Origin of the sequence: Myroides sp. WP-1 (assembly GCF_014145635.1) — a bacterium.
In the GTDB taxonomy this organism is placed as follows: Bacteria; Bacteroidota; Bacteroidia; order Flavobacteriales; family Flavobacteriaceae; genus Flavobacterium.
The window spans coordinates 199,929-226,923 of record NZ_JACHTC010000001.1 but is presented as its reverse complement, the minus strand read 5'-3'; the positions used below and the strand labels follow the sequence as shown (position 1 = coordinate 226,923).

The following is a 26,995-nucleotide window of genomic DNA, read 5'->3' as shown; positions in this document are numbered from 1 at the left end:
TTTATTAAGAAGAAATGACAATCTACAAGAGCTAAAATTGCGGATTTCAAATAAAATTATTTTTTGCAGTTATAGAAAATCAGATAAAAAAAAGCTATAATGCAACTAAAAAACAAGTCTTTTAAAGATCCTTCGTTATGAAACATAGCAGTATTTATAAGACTTCCGCTTTATAGATTCACTAAAAAGCTTCTATTTTTTGAATTATCAATATACTGATTTTTACCTTACAAGAAGTAAACCAACTAAAAAATTCTGTTATTTTTTTTAAGTGAAGTAGTTTTCATGCGAACAATTGATGAGAAAGCAAAAAAGAAATCTTCCTCTTTTTAAATTAATGACATAAAAAAAGGGAAGATTAAAACCTTCCCTAATGTTGTATAAAAAACTTCAATTAATTATTGAATATAAAAAACACAATAAACTATTAATGAATCAATTGTGTTTTTAAAATAGAGTATTACTTCACGAGAAATATTCCTTTATCTGTGATTGTAATTTTCTTCTCTTTGTACAAACCTCCAATAGCTTTTTTAAACATCTTTTTACTCATGTTTAATACCGTTTTAATGTCTTCGGGGTGACTATTATCAGAAAGGCCTAAAAATCCATTATTCTCTTCTAACGCAGCTAAAATTTGCGCTGCACCATCGGTAATCGCTTCAACTCCCACTCTAGTTCTCGAAACGTCTATTTTACCATCAGGTCGAATGTTTTTAATAAAGCCTACAATACGATCTCCTGTTCTTAAATCTTCAAAAACCTCATTCTTATACATCAGCCCTTTGTGTTTCTCATTAATGATAACATTGATCCCTAAATCAGTAATATGAGACACAACCAACTCTACTTCTTCTCCTACAGTAACCGTAATTTCGTCATTATTCAAGAATTGATTTAATCGACTTGAACCTACCAAACGATTGGTTTTTTCATCAAGATGCATATAAACCAAGTAATAATTACCCTCCTTCATTGGACGGGCTTGCTCAGCAAAAGGCACAAAGAGATCTTTTTCTAACCCCATACCTAAAAAGGCACCAAATTTATTGGTAAAACTCACTTTTAAAAGAGCGAATTCATTAAGGTATATATAGGGTTCTAATGTGGTAGCAACAGGTCTTTCTTCCTGATCTAAATAAACAAAAACCACAATTTCATCTCCTACTTCAATATTTTTAGGTACGTATTTATTAGGCAAAAGAATATCCGTCTCGCCATCGGTTAGATATAAACCAATGCTCGTTGTTCTTGCTACTTTTAACGTATTGTCATTTCCAATGTTAATCATAAACGATTATTTTAACTAGTATTTAAATTCTAGATCGAAGATCTCTTTCATGTACTGCATTGCAGGGTTTAGCTCTACAAAACGAACTAATTTATCTTCTTTATCTAGTACTCTTTTTTGAATTTTTACTTCTTCATTAACTATGATTTCAATTTCTAAATCATAGTTACTTAGTTTTTTACGCAGGTAATTGACTAAGTCAAATTTATTTTCATCAAAACTCAACTTAGAACCTTCGTTAGGCATTTCTAATGAAACAGTTGTTCCATTGATCACAGGAGGCACCATTCCCATTAATGAAGCCATCAACATAAATCCTGAACGCGCTAATTTATCAGCGTATTTCGTCCATTCTTCCATAAATTGCTGTGCTGTAAATGGCTCTTTAGGTAAATCATCTGGATTAATTACTTTTTTCTCTAAAGAGGATTCCATCTCTTTGCGTGCACGGATACTAGAGAGCGAAAGTGCAGATACTTTTCGTTCTACAACAGGTACTACCTCTTTATCTAAATTCGATGTTGAAATTGCATCCTCCGCAACCGTAGTTTCTGGTGCTATGGCTGTAGGAGAAACAGGCGGCGATACAATTGGTTGCTGCTCTTCTACGCCAAACAAAGTCTGTACAGACTCGTGCATTTGTGGTGCTTCGATAGTTTGTTCGTCCACGCGTTCTTGTGGCGTTGAAATTGGTTGTTCAACGACAGGTTGACTTTCGATTACTTGTTCTGCTTCAGCATGAATATACTGAGGTTGTTCAACAATCTCTTGTACTGGATGGATTGGAGTTACAGCAGCTTGTTCTACCTTTGGTGCTTGTACTTGTACTTCTACAACAGCAGTTAAGTCTATCGCACCTAGTGCATTAGCGGGAATTATGAAAGATTTATCTTTTTTTTTTCGCCTTCGTAAGATAAAGACGCTAATTTCATTAAACACAATTCAACTAATAATCGCTGATTTTGACTTGCTTTGTATTTTAAGTCAGCTTCATTGGCTAAATCAATTGCTTCTAACAACAACCCTACACTTGCCTTTTTTGCTTGCGCATCAAACAATTGTCGACCGTGCTCACCTACTTCTAATAGAGCAGCCGTTTCAGGTGTTTTACAAACCATTAAGTTTCTAAAATGCGAAGCTAATCCTGCAATGAAATGCTGCGCATCAAATCCCTTCGCTAAAATAGCATCAAAAGACGTCAACAACGCAGGTATGTTATTCGACAAGATTAGATCTGTTACGCGAATATAGTATTCAAAATCAAGTACATTTAGATTTTCTGCAACTGCCTGTCTTGTTAGATTTTTTCCGCAATAAGAAACCACGCGATCAAAAATAGACAATGCATCACGCATAGCTCCATCTGCTTTTTGCGCAATAATACGCAACGCATCACTCTCATAAGTAATCCCCTGACTATTGGCAACTAAAGCTAAATGATCTGCTGCATCAGCAATTGTAATTCGTTTAAAATCAAATATTTGACAACGAGACAATATCGTTGGTATAATCTTGTGCTTTTCTGTTGTTGCTAAAATAAAAATAGCATGGCGAGGTGGTTCTTCTAATGTTTTCAAAAAGGCATTGAAAGCCGCCGTTGACAACATGTGAACCTCGTCAATAATATAAACTTTGTATTTTCCGGTTTGTGGTGGTATACGTACCTGATCGATAAGATTTCGAATATCATCTACAGAGTTATTCGAAGCAGCATCCAATTCAAAGACATTAAAGGTAAAATCTTCTGTAGGATCGTCATACCCAACTTGATTAATCTTACGGGCTAAAATACGCGCACAAGTTGTTTTACCTACTCCTCTAGGTCCTGTAAACAATAAAGCCTGTGCCAAGTGATTGCTCTCAATAGCATTCACTAAAGTATTGGTAATGGCTTGCTGTCCTACAACTTCTTGAAAAGTTTGTGGTCTATATTTTCTTGCTGATACGATAAATTGTTCCATAAAATCACTATTAATGCAAAGGTAGCTTAATTTTTAGAAAGCCAAAACTATTCCCTTAATTCAATTGGAAAAAACTCCTGGTCACTAATTTTGAGCTTCCACATTTTTCTCAATGCATTGAAGTCAATCTTCTCTTTTCCTTGACTATAATCGAGTTGATAGGTGTAAAATAAAAATTGCAATTGAGTTTCGATATAAAAATCCTGTAAATCACTGTCGGGATGATACTCCGATTTTAAATCCAAACTAAAGGTCTTGGCTGTTGTATTAGACCAAAAAGCCGTCCAACCGCTTCTAAATTCTTTGATTAAAGCAAATGTAGTCTCCCCTGTCTCTCGGTGAATTAATTTCAACAATATCTTACCATCTTTTCGCGAAAGTTTTTTCAATCGCTCTTTAAACTGACTTTCCAAATATTTCTGAGAGCCTTTGATGTATTGCCTTTTTTGCTTTTTCGTTTCTAGCTTCTCTAAATTTTCATTTAAGACCATCAGATTCTCCGCAGTGGCACGTGCATAAGGATACACTCTTCGAATGCGATTGCGCAAGATATTCATATCCTGACGATAGCGTTCTTCTTTTTCATTCGTTCCTATGTAGATCTCTGGAATACTGTATTTTAGCGTATCATCCTCCATTTCAATACTCGGCACAAGTGGCGGAACAGGTTTTAAGTGTTCCTCTTGTCCATAGACAGAGGGAATAGCCCAAAAAACCAAAAAATAGAAACAAAGCTTTTTCATGTGTTAAAAATATAACCAAATGTAAAGAATTAGATTGAGTATTCCCTAGCGAATGACTACATTCGTATAAAAAATTATCATGGATAAAAATACAATATTAAATCAGGACTCGCTTGACTTTTTAACTTCGTATTTAAATAATGCTTCTCCTACAGGACATGAATACCAAGGACAAAAAATGTGGATGGACTACTTGCGTCCTTATGTTGATTCCTTTATTACAGATACCTATGGCAATGCGGTTGGTGTGATTAATCCTGATGCTCCATATAAGGTAGTCATTGAAGGGCATGCAGATGAGATTTCATGGTATGTAAAACACATCACAGAAGATGGATTTATTCATGTTGTACGCAATGGTGGTAGTGACCACATGATTGCTCCGTCAAAGCGCGTAAATATTCATACTCCCAAAGGAATTATAGAAGGTGTATTCGGATGGCCTGCAATTCATATCCGCAATAGAGCAGGAAAAGAGGAATCACCAAAAATTGAAACAAACTTTATTGATGTCGGTTGTGACAACAAACAAGAAGTACTTGATTTGGGTATTCACATTGGTTGTGTAATCACGTATCCTGATACTTTTACAGTTTTAAACAATAAACGATGGGTTTGTAGAGCCTTGGATAACCGCATTGGCGGATTTATGATTGCCGAAGTTGCTCGTTTGTTGAAAGAAAACAAAAATGATTTGCCTTTTGGTTTATACATTGTTAATGCAGTGCAAGAAGAGGTAGGTTTACGCGGTGCTGAAATGATTACGCAAACGATTAAACCGAATGTGGCTATTGTAACAGATGTTTGTCATGATTCCAATACTCCTATGGTTGACAAAAATATCGAAGGTGATAACACGATTGGCAAAGGACCTGTTATTGCTTATGCACCAGCCGTTCAGAATAACTTACGCGCTTTGATTGAGAAAACCGCAATGGAAAAAGAGATCCCTTTTCAACGCAATGCCTTATCTCGTGTAACAGGAACAGATACAGATGCTTTTGCTTATAGCAATGGCGGAGTTGCTTCTGCTCTAATTTCATTGCCTTTGCGCTATATGCACACTACAGTTGAAATGATTCACAGAGATGACGTAGAAAATACGATTCAATTAATCTATAACACTTTATTGAAAATTGAAAACGGCGAAACGTTTTCTTATTTTAAATAGTTAGTTAGCAGTTGACCGTTGACTGAAAATTAGCAATAATAGATAAACCATTCCTTTGTAGGAGTGGTTTTTTTGTTCTTTTCTCCTTGTTAATTCTCTACAAAGCACAAATCGAAGTGTAGCGAAAATCGAAACGTAGTGAAGATTCATCGAACTCCAAAACAAAATATAAAATAGGTGAGATATATTCATCGAATACGCGAACAAAATATTAACCAATGAGATAACCTCACGAAGCACAACCTCACGAAAAAGCCGTACTTTTGCAAATTCAAAATTTTTAAATATATGCCACAACAAAATAAAAATAACTTTTTCTTTTTAGTTTACCTCGCGGGCTTGAGTATTATTGGGTTCTTAGCTACAGATATGTATCTTCCTGCCTTTGAGCAAATGCGTGTAGACTTAGACACAACCAAAAGCAGCATTAGCGCAACTTTAAGTCTATTTTTAGCGGGTTATGCAATAGCGCAATTACTTTGGGGACCTATTTCAGATAAAATAGGCAAACCCAAAACCATTATCATTGGATTACTTATTTTTACGTTATCCTCTTTAGTTATCTTTTTTACAGCAAGTGTTACGGCTTTTTTAGCTTTGCGTTTAGTACAAGCCATTGGTGTATGTGCAGCAGCGGTTAGTTGGCAGGCCTTAGTAATTGAGCGTTACCCAAAAGAAGAAACTAATCGAGTTTTTGCTACAATCATGCCTTTAGTCGCTTTATCTCCTGCATTAGCTCCCTTGTTAGGGGTATATTTACTAGAGCACTTTGGCTGGAGATCTATCTTTATTACCCTGGCTGGTATTGCCGTACTGCTAATTCTTTATACGTTTACAGTGGCAAAAACAAAATCTAATACCCCTGATTCTGAGTCAAAGGAGTTAACGAAAGAAAAGCAAAAATCCTATTGGAGCATGCTGCAATCTAAACCTTATGTAGGTAATGTAATGATTTATGCCTTTTGTTCAGCTGCTTTTTTTGCGTGGCTCACAGGGTCACCTTTCTTTCTAAAAGAAATGGGCTATAGCGAAGCAGAAATTGGCTTTAGCTTTGTTCCGCAGACGATCGCTTTCTTAATTGGCGGATTTGGTTATCGAACACTTTCAGCCAAAATAGACGGCACTAAATTAATCGCCTACTTTGTAAGCTTATTTGCATTAGCTATTATAGTTACCGCATTTTTAGCCATTTTCACCAAACCAACACTAACGAGCTTACTTATTCCCTTCTGCTTTATGGCTTTAGCCAATGGTGCTTGTTATCCTATCGTAGTAGCTGAAGCGTTGAAACTATTTCCACAAAATTCAGGAAAAGCTGCCGCACTACAAAATACCATCCAATTGGGTATGTGTTTTATCGCTAGTGCGATTGTATCGCTATTTTCACAAAATGCTTTATTCTCAACGGCTTTGGTAATGATAGGTACTATTCCATTTGCTTTCTGGGCGTATACTTGGACGAAGAAAACAAAATAAAAGTTTACCATATAGAAACAAAGGGCATTTCGGATTTGAAATGCCCTTTGTGTTTTCTATTCTTTCTTCTTTACTCGTTTGCTTATTGCAAACAAACCTGGACCTATTAACAACAAAAAGAGGGGATTATACTCACAAACCACAAAGGCACAGATCAATACAATTAAAAAAATCCCTCCTATGACAGCAATTCTATTTTTACTCATACCACAACACCATAAATCGTTCAAACTAACTAGCATTTTACACCCTATTTTTGATTTAAATTAATGAATATAATCGAATTAAAAAACAAGGGTAAATAGTAATTTAAAAGCAACAACAATACCAAAGCTTTGTTTCAATTTATTTTTAACACGAGTAAGCAATTGTTAATCATCTTGTTAACTGATTATACACACAGAAATGTTTAGCACAAAAAAAGGTTCAACCAGTTGGTTGAACCTTTTTTACATTAGTTTATGCATTTTCACTCAAGCTATTCGATCAAAAAGCGAATATCTTTATTAAACTTTTTATCGACCACTAAAATAGCATACGGATAAACCGCTTGAGCTAATTCATTTTCCTCTTCTTCCAAGCAATACGTCAATTCAATGAAATCATCCTTCTCTTTCAAACTTGTAATGGAAAAAGATGTTTCTAGTGTACTGGGAATACCCACCAAAGCAAGTACGAATGATTTAGAAAAATCAACTTCTTCCCCTATCTGACTATTTTTGTTTTGGTTAAACAAACGATCAAAATGCGCTTTAGTTGTAATCTTAACATGTTGCACTCCATTGCTCTTTATTTCCTTCTTGAGTACATAATTCTTATTTTCAATAAAGGGAACTGTAGTTACCGTATATAACTTTATTCCATCCGTTTGTTCAACAGATGCCGTATTGATCACCTCCTTCTTTTCGCCTGTACACTGTGCCAGTACAATCCCCAATGCCACAATCCAAATATAATTGTTCCTTTTCATTTCTTTCTTTATAGCTATAACGCATCAACTAGGTTAAAACGTATGTATATTATTTTATTTAATTTTAATTAAAATTAATTTAATTATGTTAACAAATATAGGGATAATTATTTTTGAATCAGCTTTGTAAATTATTTTTTACACAAAAATAACCAAAAGATAATAAAATTTACTAATAAATATAAAAATATCAAATATTTTTCAAAGAATATTTTACTTTAACTTTTTATGAATAAGAACTACTTAGACAGAGGGTTGTTCAAACAGGCTAGTAGTTGTCAATCAAAAGCAACTACAACTGTTATACGTTTTGTAAAAACAAAAAAAAACTCGAAACCAAAGTTTCGAGTTTTTATACTATTTAGAATCTAATTATGCATTAGATACATCTACTGTAGTTTCAGCCGCAATGCGTTTATACGTTCCGTTTTCTAATTTCTCACGGATTGCCTCATAAGCAGCTAATGTTTCTTGAATATCTTCCATGGTATGCATAGCCGTAGGAATCATTCTCAACAAGATAATTCCTTTTGGAATTACAGGATATACAACGATAGATAAGAAAATATTGTAGTTTTCACGTAAATCGTTCACCATTACCATCGCTTCAGGAATACTTCCTTCTAAGTAAACAGGTGTAACACATGTATTGGTATCTCCAATATTAAAACCTCTATCTTTTAATCCATTCTGTAAAGCATTTACATTCTCCCATAATTTTGCTTTAAGAGAAGGTTGTGTACGCAATAGATCCAAACGTTTCAATGCCCCTTTTGTAAAAATCATTGGCAATGATTTAGCGAACATTTGTGAACGTAAGTTGTATTTTAAATAATCGATAATATCTTTATCAGCAGCAACAAATGCACCGATACTAGCCATTGATTTTGCAAATGTAGAGAAATAAACATCAATACCATCTTGACATCCTTGTTCTTCTCCAGCTCCAGCTCCAGTTGCTCCTAACGTACCAAAACCGTGCGCATCATCCACTAGTAATCTAAAGTTATATTTTTCTTTTAACGCAACGATCTCTTTCAGTTTTCCTTGCTGTCCACGCATTCCAAACACTCCTTCTGTGATAACTAAAATACCTCCACCAGTGGTTTCAGCCATTTTAGTAGCACGCTCTAAGTTCTTTTCAAAACTTTCGATATCGTTGTGTTTGTACGTAAAGCGTTTTCCCATATGCAAGCGCACTCCATCAATAATACAAGCATGCGAATCAACATCGTAAACAATTACGTCATTCTTTGTTACTAATGCGTCAATAATAGACACCATTCCTTGGTAACCGAAGTTTAATAAATAAGCAGCTTCCTTTTTTACAAAAGCAGCTAACTCATCTTGAAGTTGTTCGTGTACCGTAGTATGCCCAGACATCATACGAGCTCCCATTGGGTATGCCGCACCATATTCTGCTGCAGCCTCAGCATCTACCTTTCTTACTTCTGGATGATTTGACAACCCTAAGTAATCATTGATACTCCAGTTGATTACTTCTTTTCCATGAAACATCATACGATTTGATAAAGGTCCTTCAAGTTTAGGAAAAACATAATATCCTTCAGCTTGAGACGCCCATTTTCCTAAAGGTCCTTTATTCTTCTGTATTCTGTCAAATAAATCATTTACCATAATATAACTATGTTTAAAAAAACAATTGCAAAATTACTCATATTTTGTATGCTTTCATAATAAATAAGAGAGAATTTCTCTATTTAACGATTAATTTCTATTTGCTTTTTTTCAAAAACAGGTAGAATTATTTAATATACAAATTAAAAAAATAGTTTTTACCCTCATAATATAAAGGCAAAAATTATCAAATAAACAAAAACCTCTCAATTTGAGAGGTTTTTATCTTATTATTAGTATAGTTTTGGAAATTTTGTTGGATTTACTTCATGCATGATATCATATACTTTTTCATATACATCTTCTGCAGATGGTTTGCTGAAATAGTCTCCGTCCGTTCCATAAGCTGGTCTGTGTTCTTTGGATGTTAGCGTTTGCGGTTCGCTATCTAAATGACGATATCCTTTTTGAACTTCTAACACTTGTTGTAATAAGTAAGCTGATGCTCCACCAGGAACGTCTTCATCTACCACCAATAAGCGATTGGTTTTAGCTAAACTCTTCACTACATCGTGTTTGATATCGAATGGCAACAGTGATTGTGCGTCAATAATTTCAACATCAATACCTACTTCCATCAATTCTTTAGCCGCTTGTTCTACAATTCTCAAAGTAGATCCATAGGATAGAATCGTTAAGTCTGTTCCTTCTTTAATGGTTTCTACAACACCGATTGCTGTTTTAAACTGCCCAATGTTGTTTGGCATTTTTTCTTTTAAACGATATCCGTTTAAACATTCAATCAATAAAGCAGGTTCATCACTTTCCAATAGTGTGTTATAGAATCCAGCTGCTTTAGTCATATCTCTAGGAACTAGAACATGCATGCCGCGGATGGCGTTAATAATCATTCCCATTGGAGATCCTGAATGCCAAATTCCCTCTAAACGGTGTCCACGAGTACGCACGATTAACGGTGCTTTCTGACGACCTACTGTTCTGTATTGCAAAGTAGCTAAGTCGTCGCTCATAATTTGAATCGCATACAACAAATAGTCTAGGTATTGAATTTCGGCTATTGGGCGTAAACCACGCATAGCCATTCCAATTCCTTGTCCCAAAATTGTTGCCTCGCGAATTCCTGTATCAGTTACACGTTCTTCTCCGTGTTTCTCTTGTAAACCTTCTAAACCTTGGTTAACGTCTCCAATATTTCCTGAATCCTCACCAAAAACAGTTACGTTTTTGTGATTAGCCAAGATATAATCAAAGTTATCGCGTAAAATTACACGCGCATCTACTTCTTCTGCATCTACATCATAGGTAGGAGCAACTTCTTGAATATTTTGTGCTTTTTCATCAGAAACTGAAAATAAATGTGAGCTATATTTAGGTTGTACAGCTGCATAGTATTTCTCGATGAATTGAAGTAAAAGCGTTTTGCTTCCTTCCTGTACAATCAAACGCAATACTTTACGTGCTGCAATTAAAACATCACGACGAATTGGTTCTTTAAGCTCTTGTAAGTCAGCGATATGTTTTTCGATAAATACTTTATTTGGACTCTGAGCAGCTACTTGTTGCAAAACAGCAACTAGTTCATTGCGCTCTGCAATAATTGGGTCTAAATAATTTTTCCAAGCCTCTTTTTTACCGTCCAATACTTGTTTTTTCAAGTCTTTATCAAGTACGTCTAACTCTTCAGCAGTAGCGATATTGGCTTCGATCATCCAATTTCTCATTTGCAAGATACAATCTTGTTCTGCCTCCCAAGCTAAGCGCTCTTTGCTTTTGTAACGCTCATGCGATCCTGAAGTTGAGTGCCCTTGTGGTTGTGTTAATTCTTGTACGTGAATTAGTACAGGAACGTGCTCTTCTCTAGCAATTTGAGATGCTTTAGCATACGTTTCAACCAAAGCAGGATAATCCCATCCTTTTACGCGTAAAATCTCATATCCATTTCCATGCTCGTCGCGTTGGAAACCTTTTAATATTTCTGAAATATTCTCTTTTGTAGTTTGATATTTTGCGTGTACTGAAATTCCATATTGGTCATCCCAAACGCTCATTACCATCGGAACTTGCAATACACCAGCAGCATTAATTGTCTCAAAAAACAATCCTTCTGATGTAGAAGCATTTCCGATTGTTCCCCAAGCTACCTCATTTCCACTAACTGAAAACTGTTGGTTTTGATCTGCTTCTGGAATTGCTCTATAGTACTTCGAAGCTTGCGCAAGTCCAAGTAAACGAGGCATTTGACCTGCTGTAGGTGAAATATCTCCACTTGAGTTTTTTTGTTCTGTTAGCTTCTTCCACTTTCCATTTTCATCCAAACTATGCGTAGCAAAATGCCCTCCCATCTGACGTCCACCTGACATGGGGTCATTTTCAATATTGGCATCACCGAATAAACCAGCAAAAAACTGTTGGATATTTAACTGACCAATTGCCATCATGAAGGTTTGATCACGATAATACCCTGATCTAAAATCTCCATTCTGAAAAGCTTTAGCCATTGCTAACTGAGGTACCTCTTTTCCATCTCCAAATATCCCAAACTTAGCCTTACCTGTTAAAACTTCACGACGACCTAGTAAACTACATTCTCTACTGATCTTTGCAATTGTATAATCTTGAATAACCTCTTTCTTAAAATCTTCAAAAGAAAGTGCTGTGTTTTTTTTATTTTGACTCATCGCGTAATCTAATATTTTACAGGATACGAATATAAAATAATCCAAACAAAAAAGCTAATTTAAACCGCAGTAATATTGAGAATTAGCACACTATTATTTTAAGTTTTAAAAACTAAAAGAGCAAAAAAAATGAGAATTTAAAAATCTAGTCTTAAAAAAAAGCTTTTGATTACTAAATCCTCAAAGCGCTAAAAGCAAAAAAGCCCTTGTTTAAATCAACAAAGGCTTTTTTTAATTTATTCGATAACGGTTAACATCGATGCTAAAGAAAATCTCACTTTCTTCATTGGCATTAACCAATCATTTTCTGGGTCTCTTTCTCCTAGTGCTAGAATAGTAACACTCTTCAGTCCTTTTTTATCTAGTCCTAAGAACGCGTCCATCTGATCATTGTGGAAGCCCTCCATCGGAGAAGCGTCAATTCTCAACTCTGCTGCAGCGGCAATAGCCATACCAAAAGCGATATAAGCCTGTCTGGCTGCATGTTGAAATTGTTGCTCTTGTGTTTGACCTTTAAAATTAGCTTTAATGCTATTTTTAAAATCATTCATCTCCCCTTTTGGCAAGGCTCTGATTGCCTCCATATTATCAAAAACAGAATCTATTCTTTGATCCGTATAACTATCCCAAGCGGCAAAAATCAACAAATGCGAACACTCTTTGATCTGCATCTGATTCATTGCTATTGGAAATAACTGCTCTTTTACTTCTTGATTTTTAATTAAAACCATTTCAAAAGGCTGTAATCCAGATGAAGTCGGCGCTAAACGAGCTGCCTCTACAATTTGCATTACTTTGTCATCTTCTAACTTAACTGCGCTATTGTAGCGCTTTGTAGCGTAACGCCATTTTAAATTATCTAATAATGTCATGGTCTTTATTCTTTTTAAATTTTAGACAAAAAAGCCACTACATTCGTTTCAATTCGCTGTTCGATATTTGAAACATCTGCTTTTACAAAGGGCTCTCCTAAAATATGTTCATACAACTCAATATAGCGTTCTGAAATGGTTTGAATGTATTCGTCGGACATTTCGGGCACTTGTTGTCCTTCTTTTCCTTGGAAACCGTGACTAATTAACCATTGTCTCACGAATTCTTTTGACAATTGCTTTTGAGGTTCTTCTTTTGCCTGGCGTTCTTCATACCCTTCTGCATAGAAATAACGCGAAGAATCTGGAGTGTGAATTTCGTCAATCAATACAATCTTTCCTTCTTTGGTTTTACCAAATTCATATTTTGTATCAACGAGAATCAATCCTCTTTGCGCCGCAATTTCACTTCCTCTTTGATATAAGGCTCTTGTATACTGTTCGAGAACAAGGTAGTCTTCTTCTGAAACGATACCACGTGCCAAAATATCTTCTCTTGAGATATCCTCATCGTGTAACCCTAACTCTTCTTTTGTTGAAGGCGTAATAATGGGTTGCGGCAATTTGTCGTTTTCTTTTAACCCTTCAGGTAGCGCAACACCACACAATACTCGTTTTCCTTCTTTGTATTCTCTAGCTGCATGTCCGGCTAAATAACCTCGGATCACCATTTCCACCTTAAAAGGATCGCAAATATGCCCTACTGCAACATTGGGATCAGGACTAGCAATTAGCCAGTTTGGAACGATATCCGCTGTCATTTGCATGAATCGCGTTGCAATTTGATTCAATATTTGTCCTTTGTACGGAATCCCTTTGGGCATAATTACGTCAAAAGCAGATAAACGATCCGTTGCTACCATAACTAAAACTTGGTCTGCAATGGTGTAAACTTCTCTTACTTTTCCGTGGTATACACTTTTTTGGTTTGGAAATTTAAAATTAGTCTGTGTGATTGTGTTACTCATATATGTATGTTGTGTAGTTCTTTCTTTTTAGTACGCTAATAAATCTAAAAGCGCTGCTTCAAATCTACCTTTTGGCAAATATTGATCTTCTAAAGCTTTCACAAATGGGATGGCTGTTTCGATACTTCCCACGCGTTTTACTGGTGCGTCTAGGTGTTCAAAACAGTTTTCCATAATCATTGCTGATAGGTCACTTGCAATACCTCCAAATAGAGTGTCTTCTTGCAAAATTATAACTTTATTTGTTTTCTTTACTGATTTATATACAGTTTCTGTATCTAAAGGTTGTAAGGTACGCAAGTCTATCAAATCTGCTTTGATCTCTGGATGTTTCTCCAGCGTTTCTAATGCCCAGTGAACTCCTGCTCCAAAAGATACAATCGTCACGTCTGATCCTTCTTTTACTAAAGCCGCTTGACCAAATGGAATGGTATAGTAGTTACTTGGTACATCTTGGTAAATACTTCTGTACAATTGTTTGTGTTCGAAGAAAATAACTGGGTTAGGATCATTAATTGCTGTATTCATCAATCCTTTCGCATCTACTGGGAATGCAGGATAAACCACTTTTAATCCTGGCGTTTTTGTAAACCAAGCCTCATTGGTTTGCGAGTGGAATGGACCTGCTTGTGTTCCACCACCACATGGCATACGCACCACTACATCGGCTTTTTCATTCCAACGGTAATGTACTTTTGCTAAATAGTTTACAATTGGGTTAAATCCAGTCGAAACGAAATCGGCAAATTGCATTTCCATAATCGCTTTTCCTCCATTAATTGAATATCCCATGGCAGCAGAAACGATTGAACTCTCACAAATTGGCGTATTGCGGATACGTCCTTTACCAAATTGCTCTACGAATCCGTCGGTTACTTTAAATGCTCCTCCGTATTCTGCAATATCTTGCCCCATGATGATTAACTCTGGGTGTTTCTCGAACGACTGTTTTAATCCTTCTGAGATTGCGTCAATTAAGCGAATGTTCTTCATCTCCCCACTTGCTTCTACGTGTTCGTAGTTAAATGGCGCATACATATCGTTTAATTCTGTTTCCATACTCGCTTGGATTGGCTCCTCTTCTTGGGTGCGTTTCCAATCGGTATCTATTTCTTTTTTGAATGCTGCTCTGATTTCCTCATCTAAGGCATCTGTCAAAACACCAATTTCTTTTAAGTAAGCGCGGTAATTTTCAACCGGATCTTTCTTCTCCCACATGTCCATCAATTCTTGTGGAACGTATTTTGTACCACTTGCTTCTTCGTGTCCTCTTCTTCTAAAAGTCAAGAACTCCACTAACACTGGACGTGGGTTTTCGCGCATTGATTTTGCCAATGCATCAATCTTTGTATATACTTCTAAGATATCATTTCCATCAATGATATGGCTTTCCATTCCGTATCCAATACCACGATCAGCTAAGTGCTCACAACGGTATTGCTCGTTTGTTGGTGTTGATAAACCATAACCATTATTCTCAATAACGAATAACACAGGTAAGTCCCAAACGGAAGCTACGTTTAACGCTTCGTGAAAATCTCCTTCTGAAGTTGCGCCTTCTCCTGTAAATACAGCGGTAATTTTCTTTTCTTCTCGCAATTTATGTGCTAAGGCAATTCCGTCTGCCACACCTAATTGTGGACCTAAATGCGAAATCATCCCTACGATATTAAACTCTTGTGTACCGAAGTGGAACGAGCGATCTCTTCCTTTTGTAAAACCTTCTCCCTTTCCTTGCCATTGTGAAAACAAACGGTACAATGGAATATCTCTAGAGGTAAAAACACTTAAATTACGGTGCATAGGTAACACATACTCATCGTTCTCTAAAGCAGCTACAATACCTACCGATATTGCTTCTTGTCCAATTCCAGAAAACCATTTCGACACTTTTCCTTGACGGATTAAAATAAGCATCTTTTCTTCAATCATTCTTGGTTTCAACAGCCTTTTATACAAATCAACTAGGGTTTGATCTGATAGGTCTTTTCGGTTATAATCTATATGTTTCATAATTGGTTTTAAAGGGCACTAAAATAAGGCTTAAATAGCAACTCTACAAACTAATTTGCACAACATTTAAGCAAGATTTTTTTACTTCTTTTCTCCTTGTTCGCTTTTGTCACCTTGAATGTCTTTCGCTCGTGGGCTCCTCCTCTTTCATCTTTGTAGAAAAAGCTGATTCTTATACTTTTAAGTTCTAAATATTCATTCTTTACATTAAATTTTGTATCTTGGGAATTCGAATGTTAAACTTAATTTTTTTACTATGGGAAAAGGAGATTTAAAAACAAGAAGAGGTAAGATTGTAAATAATTCATACGGAAAAAAAAGACCGAGAAAGGCAAACAAACCCACTTCCACTAAAGGATAATGAATAAAAGCGCAAAGCGGATGTCTTAAAAAAGATATCCGCTTTGTTTTTTATGGTTCTTGTGATTTACTTTCTTTTACACATCTGATTCTTTATCAGCTAAGACGTCAAACTTTAATCCGCTGTTGCCTTCTCCTCGTCCTCCTTTTACACTGCATCCCATCCAGGTAAACACTGTTCCATCGTACCAACGAGCATGTTGAAAAGAAGAAGTAATGACAAATCCCGATCTTCCAACCACTTCTTCGTTGATGAAATAAGGTTTATTTTCTGCAATTCCAATAGACAAAATATCCGTACGTGGACGAATTACTTCGTTGGTGTAATTATCATCAATATAACGCAACATAGAAGCACGCTGCACTAACACATCTCTTCCTCCGTGGAGGTTAGGCGTTTGTTTGGTTGCAATAAATGGAATCCAGTTCTCTGGTACTGAATTCGATAGTTTAAAGCGATGTAAGGTATCATTTGGCACATAAGCAGGATTATCAGGTGCTGGTGGTAAGTTCTGTTCTAAATAGTCCGATGGCGCGGATTTAACTACGTTCAATCCGCGCGATCGGGTTCTCTTCATTTACCTTATATCCTTCGGCTAGAAAGATAAGATTATACGAACTGGAAAAACTCCCTTTAAAAACATCTGTATATAGTTGAACAATTTCTTTCATAGTTTACAATTTTATATCATACCTTTCTATTGCTGTGTTATTACTTATCGAATCATAATCAAATTCAAAATATTCAATTTTAACATAATTAGATTCTAATGCTAATATTCTAAAATACTGTTTCAATACTTGTCTCCTACTCCCTTTACGTCCATAAATATAAACAACATCTGGAGTTTCTCTATCTACATAACCCGTCAACGGCACATTTGACGGTTGATCAACACCAAAAACTGACCCATAACGTCCACCAACCCTAGCCACATCTTTTTCTAAAAACAAAAACTTTTTCTTAAAAACGAAGCTCCCAACTAAGTTTTCACGATCATTTTTATAGATATATAAATTCTTACAAATCCACTGTTCTCCATGTTTTGTGTCAAGAGGGAAGGCATAACCGATCACATATTGTCCCCAACCTAAACTTAAGTAAGCATACATCGTAGTCAATACAATAGCAAGTATTGGTAGCATAATAGACCCCATTCGTATTAGAATATAAGAACTCCTTAGTTTTTTTGTATAATAATTTTTAACCAATACGAAATAATCTAACGTGACAAATACACCAAGTAACAGAATCGCTTCTGCATACCAACTAGTCAACTGCCAACCAAAAAAATATTTTACAACAAAATACAAAATCACAATCCATAAAGTAATCTTTACAGGTCTAGGAGAATATGGAATAGATTCTAGTGTTTTTTTCTTCCATACTAAGGCAATGAAAAAGGATAAAAACAAAAGAACTAAAAAAAATAAATACGGTTCAACTATTACCATAAGAGCAGATATAAGAAACCAGATGAATACCGTAAAAAAGTCGCTAAAATTGATTAAAAAAGTAGACTTTTCTATATGTATCCTGTTGTTTAATAACTTAACTAAAATAAGGTTATTCAAACGAAATGACAATAAAAATTATTTTGGATTTCCACTGGCGCGGATTTGCAAGCCATGCCTTTATTTACGTGCCTTTATTTACGTGCCTTTATTTACCCGATGGCGCGAATTTAAACTAAAATATAGAGTACAGTCTAACACACGAATTGCACTCGAGGCATCGACCGAACTGAACGTAGTTAAATCCGCGCGATCGGGGAATATCGTCTCTAGAGACTTAAGTAAGTCATATACATCTTTGTAAAAAATAACTTATACCTACTATTACATTTTCTAAATCTGAAAGAACAACTTCAAATTCAAATTTTTTAAATTTAGCGGAATAATCACTTTTGAGAACTAAATGAATTTCAGTAGTTGGTGTAAAATAGATGTTCATAATATACAGATTTTAATTACACAGAAAAAAAGCATTGGCAATGAAATTATATTCAATGGCAAAGCCTATACGAGTTTCTGTTATGCACCCCATTTCGACAATAGATTCCACAGGATTAGAATGTTGTGCTTTTTGATAAATAAACGATTGAAGATTGTTATTTTCATCTACTGTATAATTAATTTGATAATCTTCCCCTTCTGTTCTAAATTCCACTAGATAAGATATATTACTTAATTTACCCATTCCGATTATCCCTATATTTGCCCTGCTAAAACTCTCTCCACTAACATTTACAATTACGCCTTCTTCTTTCTGATCCAAACCAATAAAACTTTTACTAATAACTTCCGATTCTTCATTAAGTTCATAAAGAAATAATTTTTCGCTATCCCCTAAATAATTTAACGTATCGATCTTAGGAGCAAATACCTTAGGTTCTACCATTTTCTGCACTTGACTATTTTGATTCCACTGTTTAATCGTATTGCCTTTTAGATCTTTAGTAACCTGTACGACTGTACTGAAAATACTATCCTGACGGGGAAAGTTGAGGGATTTAATCTTAGGATTATTATGAAATTGATACTTATATATCAAATCTTGATTTTCTACCTTGATTTTATATTGGTCTTTTGTTACATATTGATAAATAGAATCTGATTGTTGGATTGTTTCTGTCACTATTGTATCCATTTGGGTATAGAAATTTTGTAAGGGAATCATTTTTTGATTGCGCCATTTTTTACTTTGTATTTTTCCTTGTTTAGCATTTTGAACCAACAGACCGTTATTGTACACGGGTTTACCTTCTATATCTTCCTTAATAAAATAGCTCAAGGTGTAGGAATCACAAACCTTAATTCCTATAAATCGTGCAAGTTTTAAAGAAAGTTCAATTTCTTTTGGCGTTTGAGCATAACTGCGAGGCATTATTCCTATAAATAAGAAAAGAAAAAGAAGGATATAAGAAGTTGTTTTCATTTTAGCTTGTATTTAGTACTGTTCAATTGTTCTTATTATTAATCTTCAAAATGGATAATTTTCAAAATAAAGGCACGTTGATCGATGAGTAGATAAATGAAAAGGAATATTCAGCTCCATAATCATGCACAATTCTGTATACATCAACAGCCAAACGTTAATAATTATTAAACAATGTGGACCTTGTGAAATTAACAATTCCAAATCAAACAACCTAATACAAAACTTAATTACACTTATTTTTACCAAACAACAACAAAACAAACAACAACATTAACTTTAAACCAAAACAAGTTAACAAATTCAACTATTTATTTAACACAAAACATCCAATAGTTGAAAAGAGAAGAGAATCACATTTTGTAGGTGTTAATTGAAATGTTACGACACTAAAGATCAATAAATAAGCCTAGGAAGAGATTTTGTTTTTAAAAGAATATTGGATGACGCGAGTTAAATTTCATTGAATTTAACTAAAGTATAGAGTGCAATCTGACGCGCGAATTGCATTCAACGCATCTGCCGAACTGAACGAAGTTAAATCCGCGCGATCGGATTACAAACTGTGTCTATAGCCTTCATTGATACTATCATTTGATACTATAACAAAATTAAAATTCCTTATTACATATAGCTTTCAACTATCTCACAGCCCTTGTAAAAATCGAATCTAGTTAATTATTACAAATAGCTAAACACCTCCAGATTGAGTGCTTAGTTTTACAAACATGCAACAATAGCTCATAAAAAGGGCTGATCTAAAGATCAGCCCTTGTATATTTTTATTCTTTATCTTCTAAAACGAGTTTAGACCACAATTGAAAACTTAAATTCTCCACCAATTGAACAACACTATCGTCAGAACTATTGGTCAAAACAACAATGCCTTCTCGTCGTTCTGGACTCAGACTAACAAAATTTGTATACGCTACATCAATACCACGATGAAAGAAAAGCGATTCCTTGGGTCCGAAAAAATTCAAACGCCACCCCAAACTAATCCAGTCATCGGGTGTAATCATCGTTGTGGGTTTTTGCATTAAGTCCAATTCCGGATGATTGGGTTTAAAATAAGCTTGTACATATTTTGACAGATCTTCAACTGTAGAATACCCTTGTGTAGAGGGTAAAAAGATATCAAAATAGTTTGCTTTTTTATCTAATCCCAACTCAACTTTTCCAATCGATTCCACCACTTTTGTTCGTTTAGGTTTAATGAGGTGTGTGGAGTGCAATCCGTAACGTTCTAGGATATGCGTTTGAAACAAACTAGCATACGGTTGCTGATAGGCACGTGCTAAAGCATCGCCTAAAACACTAATTCCAAAAATAGAGAAACGCCCTCTTGTATTTAGGGTATCTAAAACAATATCTTCCGCCAAATAGTTGGCAATAGAAGCATTGCCTATTGCACTATTTTTATCCTTTTTTGTCTTCTTCTTTCCTTCTATATCTTGTGGAACTAGCGTAATCTTGGGAAAGAACGGCAACATTGCGCTTCCATTTGCTAAAGACGAAAAGGAAAAAGACAAAGTATCTTTGAAGGTTTTTGGATAGTAAGAATTAATATCTTCCCATAAGTTCACCTTATTGTCAACTACGGCTTGTGCTAAAATGGTATTGGTAAATATTGAAGAAAATGTGCCCAAGGCAAATAGTCCTTTTTTGTTGTCTATCTCTATAAGAGCTTTTCCTTTTTTCTTTAATCCGTAGTATTCGACCTGATCATTTCTGATAATTGCCAAAGCAAGTTGCCCCTCTTCAGGTAAAAAAGCTGCATTATCATAAATAATATCATCAATGGATTTTGCCGACAATTCTTGTCTTAAATCTTCCTGATTGACATAATCCAAAATTCGAAATCCCACAATATTGGCTTCTTCGTCAAAAGCGAAATTAACAATCGCAGTATCTTTTTCAAATTGGGTTTTAAACAAAGGGGTTTGGTCCTCATTCAAACCATAGTATTCAATGTTGACAATGGATCCTAAATTTTGTTTCATTTCGTCAAAAAAAGCTTCGACGGTATTAAAAGGCACTCTGCTCTGCAAAGACTCAGAAAAGCGATGGTAGAATTGATCGTAATTACTGGTATTGTAATCTTCCATAAAAACCTCCATTACTTTCTCTACCTGATTCTGTGCTTGTGCGTGTAACAAGCCGCCTATTAGACAAAAAAACAAAAGCAAACGCTTTAATATCATATCTTTTTTACTTTATAAAAATTAAAGGTACTCATTTCGAAATGAATCCGTAATACATTTAACAAAACGAAAGCGTTTTTCGCGTTGTATTTAGAGTAATAATACATCCTTTCTATAACTTGCGTTTGCTTTATTTTTGTAATTCGAAACTATATGCCGAACAAAAGAACGTCTTACCTCTTTTGTTAGCACTCAAGATGCCCATTGACTTTTTCTAAACTGCTCAGGGGTTTGATTCGTTGCCTTTTTAAAGATGGTCACAAAATAAGAAGGATGTTCAAATCCCAACTCATCGGCTATTTCACTAATGGAATTCGTGGTATAGCTCAACAAGCGTTTGGCTTCTAATATAATGTGGCGTTTAATCAAGTTACCCGAAGTTTGTCCGACAATATTGCGACAAATTTTATTCAAATAATTGGTACTGATATTTAACATATCCGCATAGTCAGAAGGCATTTTATGGGTTTTAAAATGCTGCTCGATCAACATTTGATAGCGCTGTATTTTGTCATTTACGGTATTGTGCACTTTTACCGCTTGTACAGGTATATACATCCGATCAAACTCAATCAACAAAATATTCAAATACGAACGCAAAATCTTTTGTGTTGCTTTTTTCTTTGTTTGAAACTCTTCCAACATTTGCCACAATAGAAAAGTCAGGTTAGTTACTTTCTTCTCAGACAAAGTAAAAACGGCGTAATTCACTTCTGTGAGATACGAAAACTGGTGGAGCACATTGGTATTATAGCGCAAGGAGAAAAAATCAGCAGTAAAGCCGATAAATACTCCTCTTGCCTCTGCTGTAAAGGTTATGGTATTAATGCAATTTGGCTTAACAATCAAAACTTGAGACGCGCTAAGGCTCAATTTATCTTGATCAATCACCAACATTCCCTCTCCTTCTTCAAGACACAGAATCAAGTAAAAAGCATTGCTGTGTGGAGTAGTTAGTGCTGGATATTTTTGATTGAAACCTTCGATTGAATCCATCCAAAGGTCATTGGATGTATTGAATAAGCCAATGGTGCAAACGGGTACTTTTGTCGCTTGCATACTTTTAGGTTTTAGTTGTTCAACTTCATGTGATAGATCTTGAACTCATCTTGACTTTTTGATTGAAGTGAAAAGGAGTTCCTTATTAGAACAAGGCAGTGACCCTTACTTTGACAACCAAAATAAAGGACAACCGAATTCTAGAAAGATCATTGATTTTCAAAACTTACACCCTTTCAGGAGGTTGAAAAACACTAAAAACAAAAGATTGAACAACAAGCGAAATGGTTTCCGTTGTATACTGCATGGCGTCTACAGGGATAGGTTGTACTTCCTGCATGTCAAATGCAATCGACTGAAGAAACAAAGGTTGTATTTCCTTGGTTTTCAGCAATGGAAGTTCCGTTTTTTTATCAGAATCTTGAGCTAATTCATCTTGTAAATAACAACTTCCATAACACATGGGAATTGCATCAAATCGATTGACACATAAATTATCAGAAATGTATTCTTGATTGAGGTAAAAAGAGGTTATGATCCAAAAACTCGAGGTGTTTTGGTAGAGAAAAGAAAACAATAAGAGCAGTATTATATGCTTTTTCATGCGCTACATCTTTTCTTTCAACAAAAGTTGAATTTCCTTACTTAATCGATCGACATCGGCAGGATTTGTGCCGTCGTATACGCCTCGAATGTGTTGTTGTTGATCAATCAACAAAAAACCACCACTGTGTGCATATCCTCCAGGTGCGTTATTTTCTTGATAGGCTTGCATGAAATACCCCTGTGCTAATTGGTGTATTTCGGCTTCATCTCCATGCAAAAAGTACCATTTAGTCGGATTGACACCCAAAGATTCACTGTAGGCTTTCAATACTGGAATAGAATCATTTTTAGGATCTATGGTGTGCGACACAAACACTACCTCTTCCACATGGCTATAAGTATCATATACCCTTTTCATTTCTGTATTCATTTTGGGGCATATGGTCGGACATTGCAAAAAGATGAAATCGGCAATATACACTTTGCCTTTCAAGGTTTGGTTGTTCACTACAAGGCTATCCTGATTGCGTAAACTAAAAGCGGGAATCTCATAATACTTTTCTGTCTTTTCACCTGTAGGTGACGTCACGGTTGTATGATTGCCTAAATACGGCAATTCTTTGCTCTCTTTTGAACAAGCCATGAAGATAAAAAGAAAAGGAATGATTCGCTTCATGCGGACAAAAGTACAAAAAAATAAGGCATTCACCTGTAAAAAACAACAGGATCTTGCTAAGGTATGCCTCTGTGTGATTAAATAAGAAATGGCTCAAGATCCTTGAGCCATTTCTTATTTACTTTCTATATGTTTTTTATTTCTTTACGATTCGCTCTGTCGTTTTTATACCGTTAGCAAATGTCAAGTGTAAAAGATACGTTCCTGATGAAAGAAAATGAAGTTCTATTTTTGATTCTCCCTTCACCTCCATTACCTTACTTCCTTTACTATCGTATACCTCAATGAGATCCACTGCTTCTGCTGACTGTACATGCACAACATCTGTAGTTGGATTAGGGTAAAGCTGATAATCTACCTGTTCGAATTTTGTATTAGACAACACACCATCTATGCCCGTTGCAAAAAAGTAGAGCGACAGGGGAAAATCTCCTTGTCCATCTTTAAATCGCGCATCGGGAACGGTAATCTTGAATTCGTGTGTTCCCTTGTCAAAATCAGCTATTTTTAAAATGCGATTGGGAATGACATCTCCTGGGCACCAATTGTTCCAACTTGTCCAATCGGCCTCTGTCTTAGGGCGTGATCCGTAAATTCCATTGCCTTGCGTGTTGTACATGCGGTAGGGTTCACATGACTTTCCTCCGGGTTTATACGTTTCGATCAAATGCCCATCAAGAAACACTTGATGGGTACGTCGGATGTATTCTTCTCCTCCACTATTTGCTCCGTGATTAGAGGTAATCAAATGAAAATAGGCTTCATTGATTGCTTGTTCCAACGTAAATTGATAGATTCTCGTGGTCGTTCCGACAACATCCGTTGCGTTGTAGTTATTGAAAGAAGCACGACTCGCTAAGGGTTGCAAATAAAAGGTATTCAATAGGTCATTTCCATGGTCTTCTGTCTTCATTTTTAGCGTTCCCTCAAAAACATCCGTTCTTCCTGCACATCCTCTAACTTCGTTATTGGCCGCATAAGGCACCCCAAACAAATTAAATTCAATCCAAAAATCATAACGTTCGAAAGCACTGTCTTTAAACAGAGGAACCAAATGCGTCAAATCAAAAGTATAAGGTACTTCTGTGGGTTCTATATTCTTGTTCATAAAAGGAGTAATAAAACGACCAACCTCAATGGTTTGTTTGTTTTGATCTGTCATTTCCTGCCCTTCAGGAACTAACGATAGAAATACACCCCCTATTCGATCATAATTATCACATAGCGCTCCTATGGTAACTTCAATCTCCAAGGTAGATCGAATGGCTTGACGCTCTGCTGCCGTAAGTTTCTTGGCATATAAATCATTTCTCAACTTCATTACATGTTCTGGCAAGGCTTCTTCGGTGGGTTGTGCATACCCGTCATAAAAGACGATCTTATCAAAGATTGTCAAGACATTAGTATTTTCTTGAGAATAAGAAAATTGACTTAAACTACAAGCCAATAACATGCTCCATATGGATTTTTTTACTTTCATCGTTCCGTGATTTAGTACCTATTTAAGTTATATCTCGATTATTTTTATTTTGTGTTTCAATTATATCTAAAAAAGTAACCTACGAAAAGATAATAATACCTAATTACCTATTTCTATATTTAAAAACAATACAATATACACTAGTTTATAGCTAAAAAACAATAAAAACACATATCATAAAGTTAATTTAAACTCATACTTACTTATTAATAAAATCTAAACTTATTAATTTTAGTTAAAATTATACTAAATCAAAATATAAAACAAACTATTTTTTCTTCTCTCCTCTATATCTAATTAGGGAAAGAAGAAAGAAGAGAGAGGAAAAGGGTGAATCTTCACTGCGTTTCGATTTCCTCTTTCCTCTCTCCTCTCTCCTCTTTATCTCATTAGGATTATATTTTATTTTGGTATTCGATGAATCTTCACTGCGTTTCGATTTCCTCTCTCCTCTCACCCCCTTTCCTCTTTCCATAAAAAAAAGATCTACTAAAAAGCAGATCTCTTTTACTATCTAACGTTGTATCTCATCCAAACATTGGGTTCTACATACGTTCCAATATTGCGTTCTATATTTATTTCGATGGGGTTCAAAGCAAAGTCGATAATATACTGTCCTGATGCTTGAAATGAATGATTGGTCCATTGCTCCCACTCTTGTACACTGCCTTCTACCAACATGGCTTTAGTGCAGACCTTAACTACTTCAGCTCCATTCTTACAATGTGTGCGAATCCACGGATCAAAAGGCCAGCCTTCTTTATTGGTCCACTGGATATACTGTTCCATGCTTTGCAAGGGGTATTGGTGTTTTTTATTAGGACGCAAGGGTAAGATAAAGGTATCTAATTGCTGCTCTTTGGCAATAGCCTTCATAAAACCAATCAACTGGTTGCTGATTCCCTGTCCTTGATATGCAGGATTGATACCCATTTGCAAAGCGCAGAGTACCGTAGGCTTTTTACCTGCCTGTTTATCGAGAAAGGCGCGTTCTAATGCCCAGTCCCATCCTTCCTCTGGAAGATCATTCAACTCGTCTTCCGTTAAACTCAGTGGTACACAATTTCCATTGCCAACAACTTCCTGTCCATCTATTAAAAAGAATTGATAGAGCGGAAAATCAACATACAGGTCTTCCCAATATCTAATATTTACTTTGTCCTGTAAGATAAATTCAGGCCAAACACTATAAGCATAAACTTTTTCTAATAATACATCGTACTGTGGTAAATACGTTTTAGACGTTCTTATGAAAGAAAAACGACTTGAATTCATACCTAAAAAAAATTTCGTTGATTCACAACCGGGTTAAACTAATGACCAAAGATACTCTTTATAAGTCCAACGCTTTGTTTTTTGGGCTTTTTTATCCTTTAATTTTTATCTTTTTACAACCTGTTTTTTAGTACTTGGCTACTTTTATGTGCATAAAAACACGTGGAAATAAAAATAATTCACTAACTTAGAAGGACTTATGCTTTGTCTTCTTGACTTTCAAACAGGAAGAATGGAACTCATGCAAAAATATTTGCCTTAATAGTATGCTTGCATATTATTTTTTTACTATATTTGAGTTTAACCAACTTGAAATGAAGGACAAAACAATTGACTATACTTTAAGAGCGACTTGGCAGGCTGTATCAAGAATGTACAATGAAGAAGCTTCGAAATATGATGCGACCATGTCTTTAGCTTTTGCTCTTTTGAGTATAGATAAGAATGGTACACCTTCTACTCTATTAGGTCCTAATATGGGCATGGAAGCGACGAGTTTAACTCGCACGTTGAAAAAGATGGAGGAAAAAGGATTAATTACACGAGAAAAAAATCCGCACGATGGTCGTGGGGTTATTATAAAGCTTACACCGTTAGGACTTGAGAAAAGGGAACTTTCCAAAGAAAAAGTCAAGCGTTTTAACGAAACTATACGCAAACACATAACGGAAGAACAAATCGAAAATTTTATTAAGGTTACTGAAACGATCAATCAACTCATTGCTGACAAAGCAATTTTTGATTCAAAAAAATAAGTTTAGTATACCACAACAAA

Annotated in this window: 23 protein-coding genes; 4 read left to right on the top strand and 19 right to left on the bottom strand. The window is 35.4% G+C overall.

What is annotated here, in order from left to right; all coding sequences use genetic code 11:
• Nucleotides 1–460: 460 nt before the first annotated feature.
• From H4K33_RS00980 to H4K33_RS00965, 4 genes are read right to left on the bottom strand one after another with little or no spacing between them, the layout of a single operon-like run.
• Nucleotides 461–1,291, bottom strand: coding sequence for a S1 RNA-binding domain-containing protein (locus H4K33_RS00980; protein ID WP_182646638.1), 831 nt, complete (start codon nucleotides 1,289–1,291; stop codon nucleotides 461–463).
• A 15-nt stretch (nucleotides 1,292–1,306) separates the two neighbouring features.
• Complete coding sequence (locus tag H4K33_RS00975; protein ID WP_220485273.1) at nucleotides 1,307–2,230, bottom strand: hypothetical protein; 924 nt, start codon at nucleotides 2,228–2,230, stop codon at nucleotides 1,307–1,309.
• On the bottom strand, nucleotides 2,167–3,252 hold the full coding sequence (gene dnaX, locus H4K33_RS00970; RefSeq protein WP_182646637.1) for a DNA polymerase III subunit gamma/tau: 1,086 nt from the start codon (nucleotides 3,250–3,252) through the stop codon (nucleotides 2,167–2,169). The genes H4K33_RS00975 and dnaX overlap by 64 nt, the downstream gene beginning before the upstream one ends.
• A 47-nt stretch (nucleotides 3,253–3,299) precedes the next feature.
• Entirely contained in the window at nucleotides 3,300–3,995 is a 696-nt protein-coding gene (locus tag H4K33_RS00965; RefSeq protein ID WP_182646636.1) for a DUF4294 domain-containing protein, read from the bottom strand.
• A 79-nt stretch (nucleotides 3,996–4,074) separates the two neighbouring features.
• Between H4K33_RS00965 and H4K33_RS00960 the strand changes: the two genes are divergently transcribed.
• Together H4K33_RS00960 and punC are read left to right on the top strand one after the other, a co-directional pair.
• Nucleotides 4,075–5,166, top strand: a complete 1,092-nt coding sequence (locus H4K33_RS00960; protein WP_182646635.1) for a M42 family metallopeptidase — start codon at nucleotides 4,075–4,077, stop codon at nucleotides 5,164–5,166.
• A gap of 288 nt (nucleotides 5,167–5,454) precedes the next feature.
• Entirely contained in the window at nucleotides 5,455–6,642 is a 1,188-nt protein-coding gene (gene punC, locus H4K33_RS00955) for a purine nucleoside transporter PunC (RefSeq protein WP_182646634.1), read from the top strand.
• Between the two features lie 478 nt (nucleotides 6,643–7,120).
• Here punC and H4K33_RS00950 read toward each other — a convergent pair whose 3' ends face one another.
• The 6 genes from H4K33_RS00950 to H4K33_RS00925 form a co-directional block, all read right to left on the bottom strand.
• Nucleotides 7,121–7,612 (bottom strand): hypothetical protein, encoded by a 492-nt coding sequence (locus tag H4K33_RS00950; protein ID WP_182646633.1) that lies wholly within the window; start codon nucleotides 7,610–7,612, stop codon nucleotides 7,121–7,123.
• Nucleotides 7,613–7,984: 372 nt separating this feature from the next.
• Entirely contained in the window at nucleotides 7,985–9,250 is a 1,266-nt protein-coding gene (locus H4K33_RS00945) for an aminotransferase class I/II-fold pyridoxal phosphate-dependent enzyme (RefSeq protein ID WP_182646632.1), read from the bottom strand.
• Between the two features lie 233 nt (nucleotides 9,251–9,483).
• Nucleotides 9,484–11,889 (bottom strand): thiamine pyrophosphate-dependent enzyme, encoded by a 2,406-nt coding sequence (locus H4K33_RS00940; RefSeq protein ID WP_182646631.1) that lies wholly within the window; start codon nucleotides 11,887–11,889, stop codon nucleotides 9,484–9,486.
• A 236-nt stretch (nucleotides 11,890–12,125) separates the two neighbouring features.
• Nucleotides 12,126–12,761, bottom strand: a complete 636-nt coding sequence (locus H4K33_RS00935) for a nitroreductase family protein (protein WP_182646630.1) — start codon at nucleotides 12,759–12,761, stop codon at nucleotides 12,126–12,128.
• Nucleotides 12,762–12,775: 14 nt separating this feature from the next.
• The gene (locus H4K33_RS00930) at nucleotides 12,776–13,729 is read right to left on the bottom strand and encodes a phosphoribosylaminoimidazolesuccinocarboxamide synthase (protein ID WP_182646629.1); all 954 of its coding nucleotides are present in this window, start codon (nucleotides 13,727–13,729) and stop codon (nucleotides 12,776–12,778) included.
• A gap of 27 nt (nucleotides 13,730–13,756) precedes the next feature.
• Nucleotides 13,757–15,742: a thiamine pyrophosphate-dependent enzyme gene (locus H4K33_RS00925; RefSeq protein WP_182646628.1), complete on the bottom strand. Its 1,986-nt coding sequence runs from the start codon at nucleotides 15,740–15,742 to the stop codon at nucleotides 13,757–13,759.
• A 256-nt stretch (nucleotides 15,743–15,998) separates the two neighbouring features.
• Here H4K33_RS00925 and H4K33_RS00920 point away from each other — a divergent pair, with 256 nt between their 5' ends.
• Nucleotides 15,999–16,103 (top strand): 30S ribosomal protein THX, encoded by a 105-nt coding sequence (locus H4K33_RS00920; protein ID WP_182646627.1) that lies wholly within the window; start codon nucleotides 15,999–16,001, stop codon nucleotides 16,101–16,103.
• Nucleotides 16,104–16,179: 76 nt separating this feature from the next.
• On the opposite strand, the gene H4K33_RS00915 is transcribed toward H4K33_RS00920, so the two are convergent.
• The 9 genes from H4K33_RS00915 to H4K33_RS00875 all read right to left on the bottom strand — a co-directional run bounded on the left by H4K33_RS00915 (nucleotide 16,180) and on the right by H4K33_RS00875 (nucleotide 26,220).
• A complete protein-coding gene (locus tag H4K33_RS00915) occupies nucleotides 16,180–16,680 on the bottom strand; it encodes a hypothetical protein (protein WP_182646626.1) in 501 nt (166 codons plus the stop codon).
• 97 nt (nucleotides 16,681–16,777) lie between these two features.
• Nucleotides 16,778–17,557, bottom strand: coding sequence for a hypothetical protein (locus H4K33_RS00910; RefSeq protein ID WP_182646625.1), 780 nt, complete (start codon nucleotides 17,555–17,557; stop codon nucleotides 16,778–16,780).
• 511 nt (nucleotides 17,558–18,068) lie between these two features.
• The gene (locus H4K33_RS00905; protein ID WP_182646624.1) at nucleotides 18,069–19,040 is read right to left on the bottom strand and encodes a hypothetical protein; all 972 of its coding nucleotides are present in this window, start codon (nucleotides 19,038–19,040) and stop codon (nucleotides 18,069–18,071) included.
• A 782-nt stretch (nucleotides 19,041–19,822) separates the two neighbouring features.
• Nucleotides 19,823–21,244 (bottom strand): DUF3887 domain-containing protein, encoded by a 1,422-nt coding sequence (locus H4K33_RS00900; RefSeq protein WP_182646623.1) that lies wholly within the window; start codon nucleotides 21,242–21,244, stop codon nucleotides 19,823–19,825.
• A gap of 192 nt (nucleotides 21,245–21,436) precedes the next feature.
• Nucleotides 21,437–22,303, bottom strand: coding sequence for an AraC family transcriptional regulator (locus tag H4K33_RS00895; protein WP_182646622.1), 867 nt, complete (start codon nucleotides 22,301–22,303; stop codon nucleotides 21,437–21,439).
• 166 nt (nucleotides 22,304–22,469) lie between these two features.
• On the bottom strand, nucleotides 22,470–22,847 hold the full coding sequence (locus H4K33_RS00890; protein WP_182646621.1) for a hypothetical protein: 378 nt from the start codon (nucleotides 22,845–22,847) through the stop codon (nucleotides 22,470–22,472).
• Between the two features lie 3 nt (nucleotides 22,848–22,850).
• On the bottom strand, nucleotides 22,851–23,465 hold the full coding sequence (locus tag H4K33_RS00885) for an SCO family protein (RefSeq protein WP_255493510.1): 615 nt from the start codon (nucleotides 23,463–23,465) through the stop codon (nucleotides 22,851–22,853).
• Nucleotides 23,466–23,601: 136 nt separating this feature from the next.
• The gene (locus H4K33_RS00880; RefSeq protein WP_182646620.1) at nucleotides 23,602–24,945 is read right to left on the bottom strand and encodes a peptide-N-glycosidase F-related protein; all 1,344 of its coding nucleotides are present in this window, start codon (nucleotides 24,943–24,945) and stop codon (nucleotides 23,602–23,604) included.
• A 510-nt stretch (nucleotides 24,946–25,455) separates the two neighbouring features.
• The gene (locus H4K33_RS00875; RefSeq protein WP_182646619.1) at nucleotides 25,456–26,220 is read right to left on the bottom strand and encodes a GNAT family N-acetyltransferase; all 765 of its coding nucleotides are present in this window, start codon (nucleotides 26,218–26,220) and stop codon (nucleotides 25,456–25,458) included.
• A 314-nt stretch (nucleotides 26,221–26,534) separates the two neighbouring features.
• On the opposite strand from H4K33_RS00875, the gene H4K33_RS00870 reads away from it, so the two are divergent.
• A complete protein-coding gene (locus tag H4K33_RS00870; RefSeq protein ID WP_182646618.1) occupies nucleotides 26,535–26,975 on the top strand; it encodes a MarR family winged helix-turn-helix transcriptional regulator in 441 nt (146 codons plus the stop codon).
• The last annotated feature ends 20 nt before the right edge of the window (nucleotides 26,976–26,995 follow it).

Excerpts from the sequence above, each read along its gene's own strand:
- H4K33_RS00945 (WP_182646632.1), bottom strand. The coding sequence starts at position 9,250 with ATGGTAAATGATTTATTTGACAGAATACAGAAGAATAAAGGACCTTTA.
- H4K33_RS00960 (WP_182646635.1), top strand. The coding sequence starts at position 4,075 with ATGGATAAAAATACAATATTAAATCAGGACTCGCTTGACTTTTTAACT.
- H4K33_RS00980 (WP_182646638.1), bottom strand. The coding sequence starts at position 1,291 with ATGATTAACATTGGAAATGACAATACGTTAAAAGTAGCAAGAACAACG.
- H4K33_RS00890 (WP_182646621.1), bottom strand. The coding sequence starts at position 22,847 with ATGAAAAAGCATATAATACTGCTCTTATTGTTTTCTTTTCTCTACCAA.
- H4K33_RS00950 (WP_182646633.1), bottom strand. The coding sequence starts at position 7,612 with ATGAAAAGGAACAATTATATTTGGATTGTGGCATTGGGGATTGTACTG.
- H4K33_RS00915 (WP_182646626.1), bottom strand. The coding sequence starts at position 16,680 with ATGAAGAGAACCCGATCGCGCGGATTGAACGTAGTTAAATCCGCGCCA.
- H4K33_RS00885 (WP_255493510.1), bottom strand. The coding sequence starts at position 23,465 with ATGAAGCGAATCATTCCTTTTCTTTTTATCTTCATGGCTTGTTCAAAA.
- H4K33_RS00905 (WP_182646624.1), bottom strand. The coding sequence starts at position 19,040 with ATGAAAACAACTTCTTATATCCTTCTTTTTCTTTTCTTATTTATAGGA.
- H4K33_RS00880 (WP_182646620.1), bottom strand. The coding sequence starts at position 24,945 with ATGAAAGTAAAAAAATCCATATGGAGCATGTTATTGGCTTGTAGTTTA.
- H4K33_RS00930 (WP_182646629.1), bottom strand. The coding sequence starts at position 13,729 with ATGAGTAACACAATCACACAGACTAATTTTAAATTTCCAAACCAAAAA.
- H4K33_RS00875 (WP_182646619.1), bottom strand. The coding sequence starts at position 26,220 with ATGAATTCAAGTCGTTTTTCTTTCATAAGAACGTCTAAAACGTATTTA.
- H4K33_RS00910 (WP_182646625.1), bottom strand. The coding sequence starts at position 17,557 with ATGGTAATAGTTGAACCGTATTTATTTTTTTTAGTTCTTTTGTTTTTA.
- H4K33_RS00925 (WP_182646628.1), bottom strand. The coding sequence starts at position 15,742 with ATGAAACATATAGATTATAACCGAAAAGACCTATCAGATCAAACCCTA.
- H4K33_RS00870 (WP_182646618.1), top strand. The coding sequence starts at position 26,535 with ATGAAGGACAAAACAATTGACTATACTTTAAGAGCGACTTGGCAGGCT.
- H4K33_RS00920 (WP_182646627.1), top strand. The coding sequence starts at position 15,999 with ATGGGAAAAGGAGATTTAAAAACAAGAAGAGGTAAGATTGTAAATAAT.
- H4K33_RS00965 (WP_182646636.1), bottom strand. The coding sequence starts at position 3,995 with ATGAAAAAGCTTTGTTTCTATTTTTTGGTTTTTTGGGCTATTCCCTCT.
- H4K33_RS00900 (WP_182646623.1), bottom strand. The coding sequence starts at position 21,244 with ATGATATTAAAGCGTTTGCTTTTGTTTTTTTGTCTAATAGGCGGCTTG.
- H4K33_RS00935 (WP_182646630.1), bottom strand. The coding sequence starts at position 12,761 with ATGACATTATTAGATAATTTAAAATGGCGTTACGCTACAAAGCGCTAC.
- H4K33_RS00895 (WP_182646622.1), bottom strand. The coding sequence starts at position 22,303 with ATGCAAGCGACAAAAGTACCCGTTTGCACCATTGGCTTATTCAATACA.
- dnaX (WP_182646637.1), bottom strand. The coding sequence starts at position 3,252 with ATGGAACAATTTATCGTATCAGCAAGAAAATATAGACCACAAACTTTT.
- H4K33_RS00940 (WP_182646631.1), bottom strand. The coding sequence starts at position 11,889 with ATGAGTCAAAATAAAAAAAACACAGCACTTTCTTTTGAAGATTTTAAG.
- punC (WP_182646634.1), top strand. The coding sequence starts at position 5,455 with ATGCCACAACAAAATAAAAATAACTTTTTCTTTTTAGTTTACCTCGCG.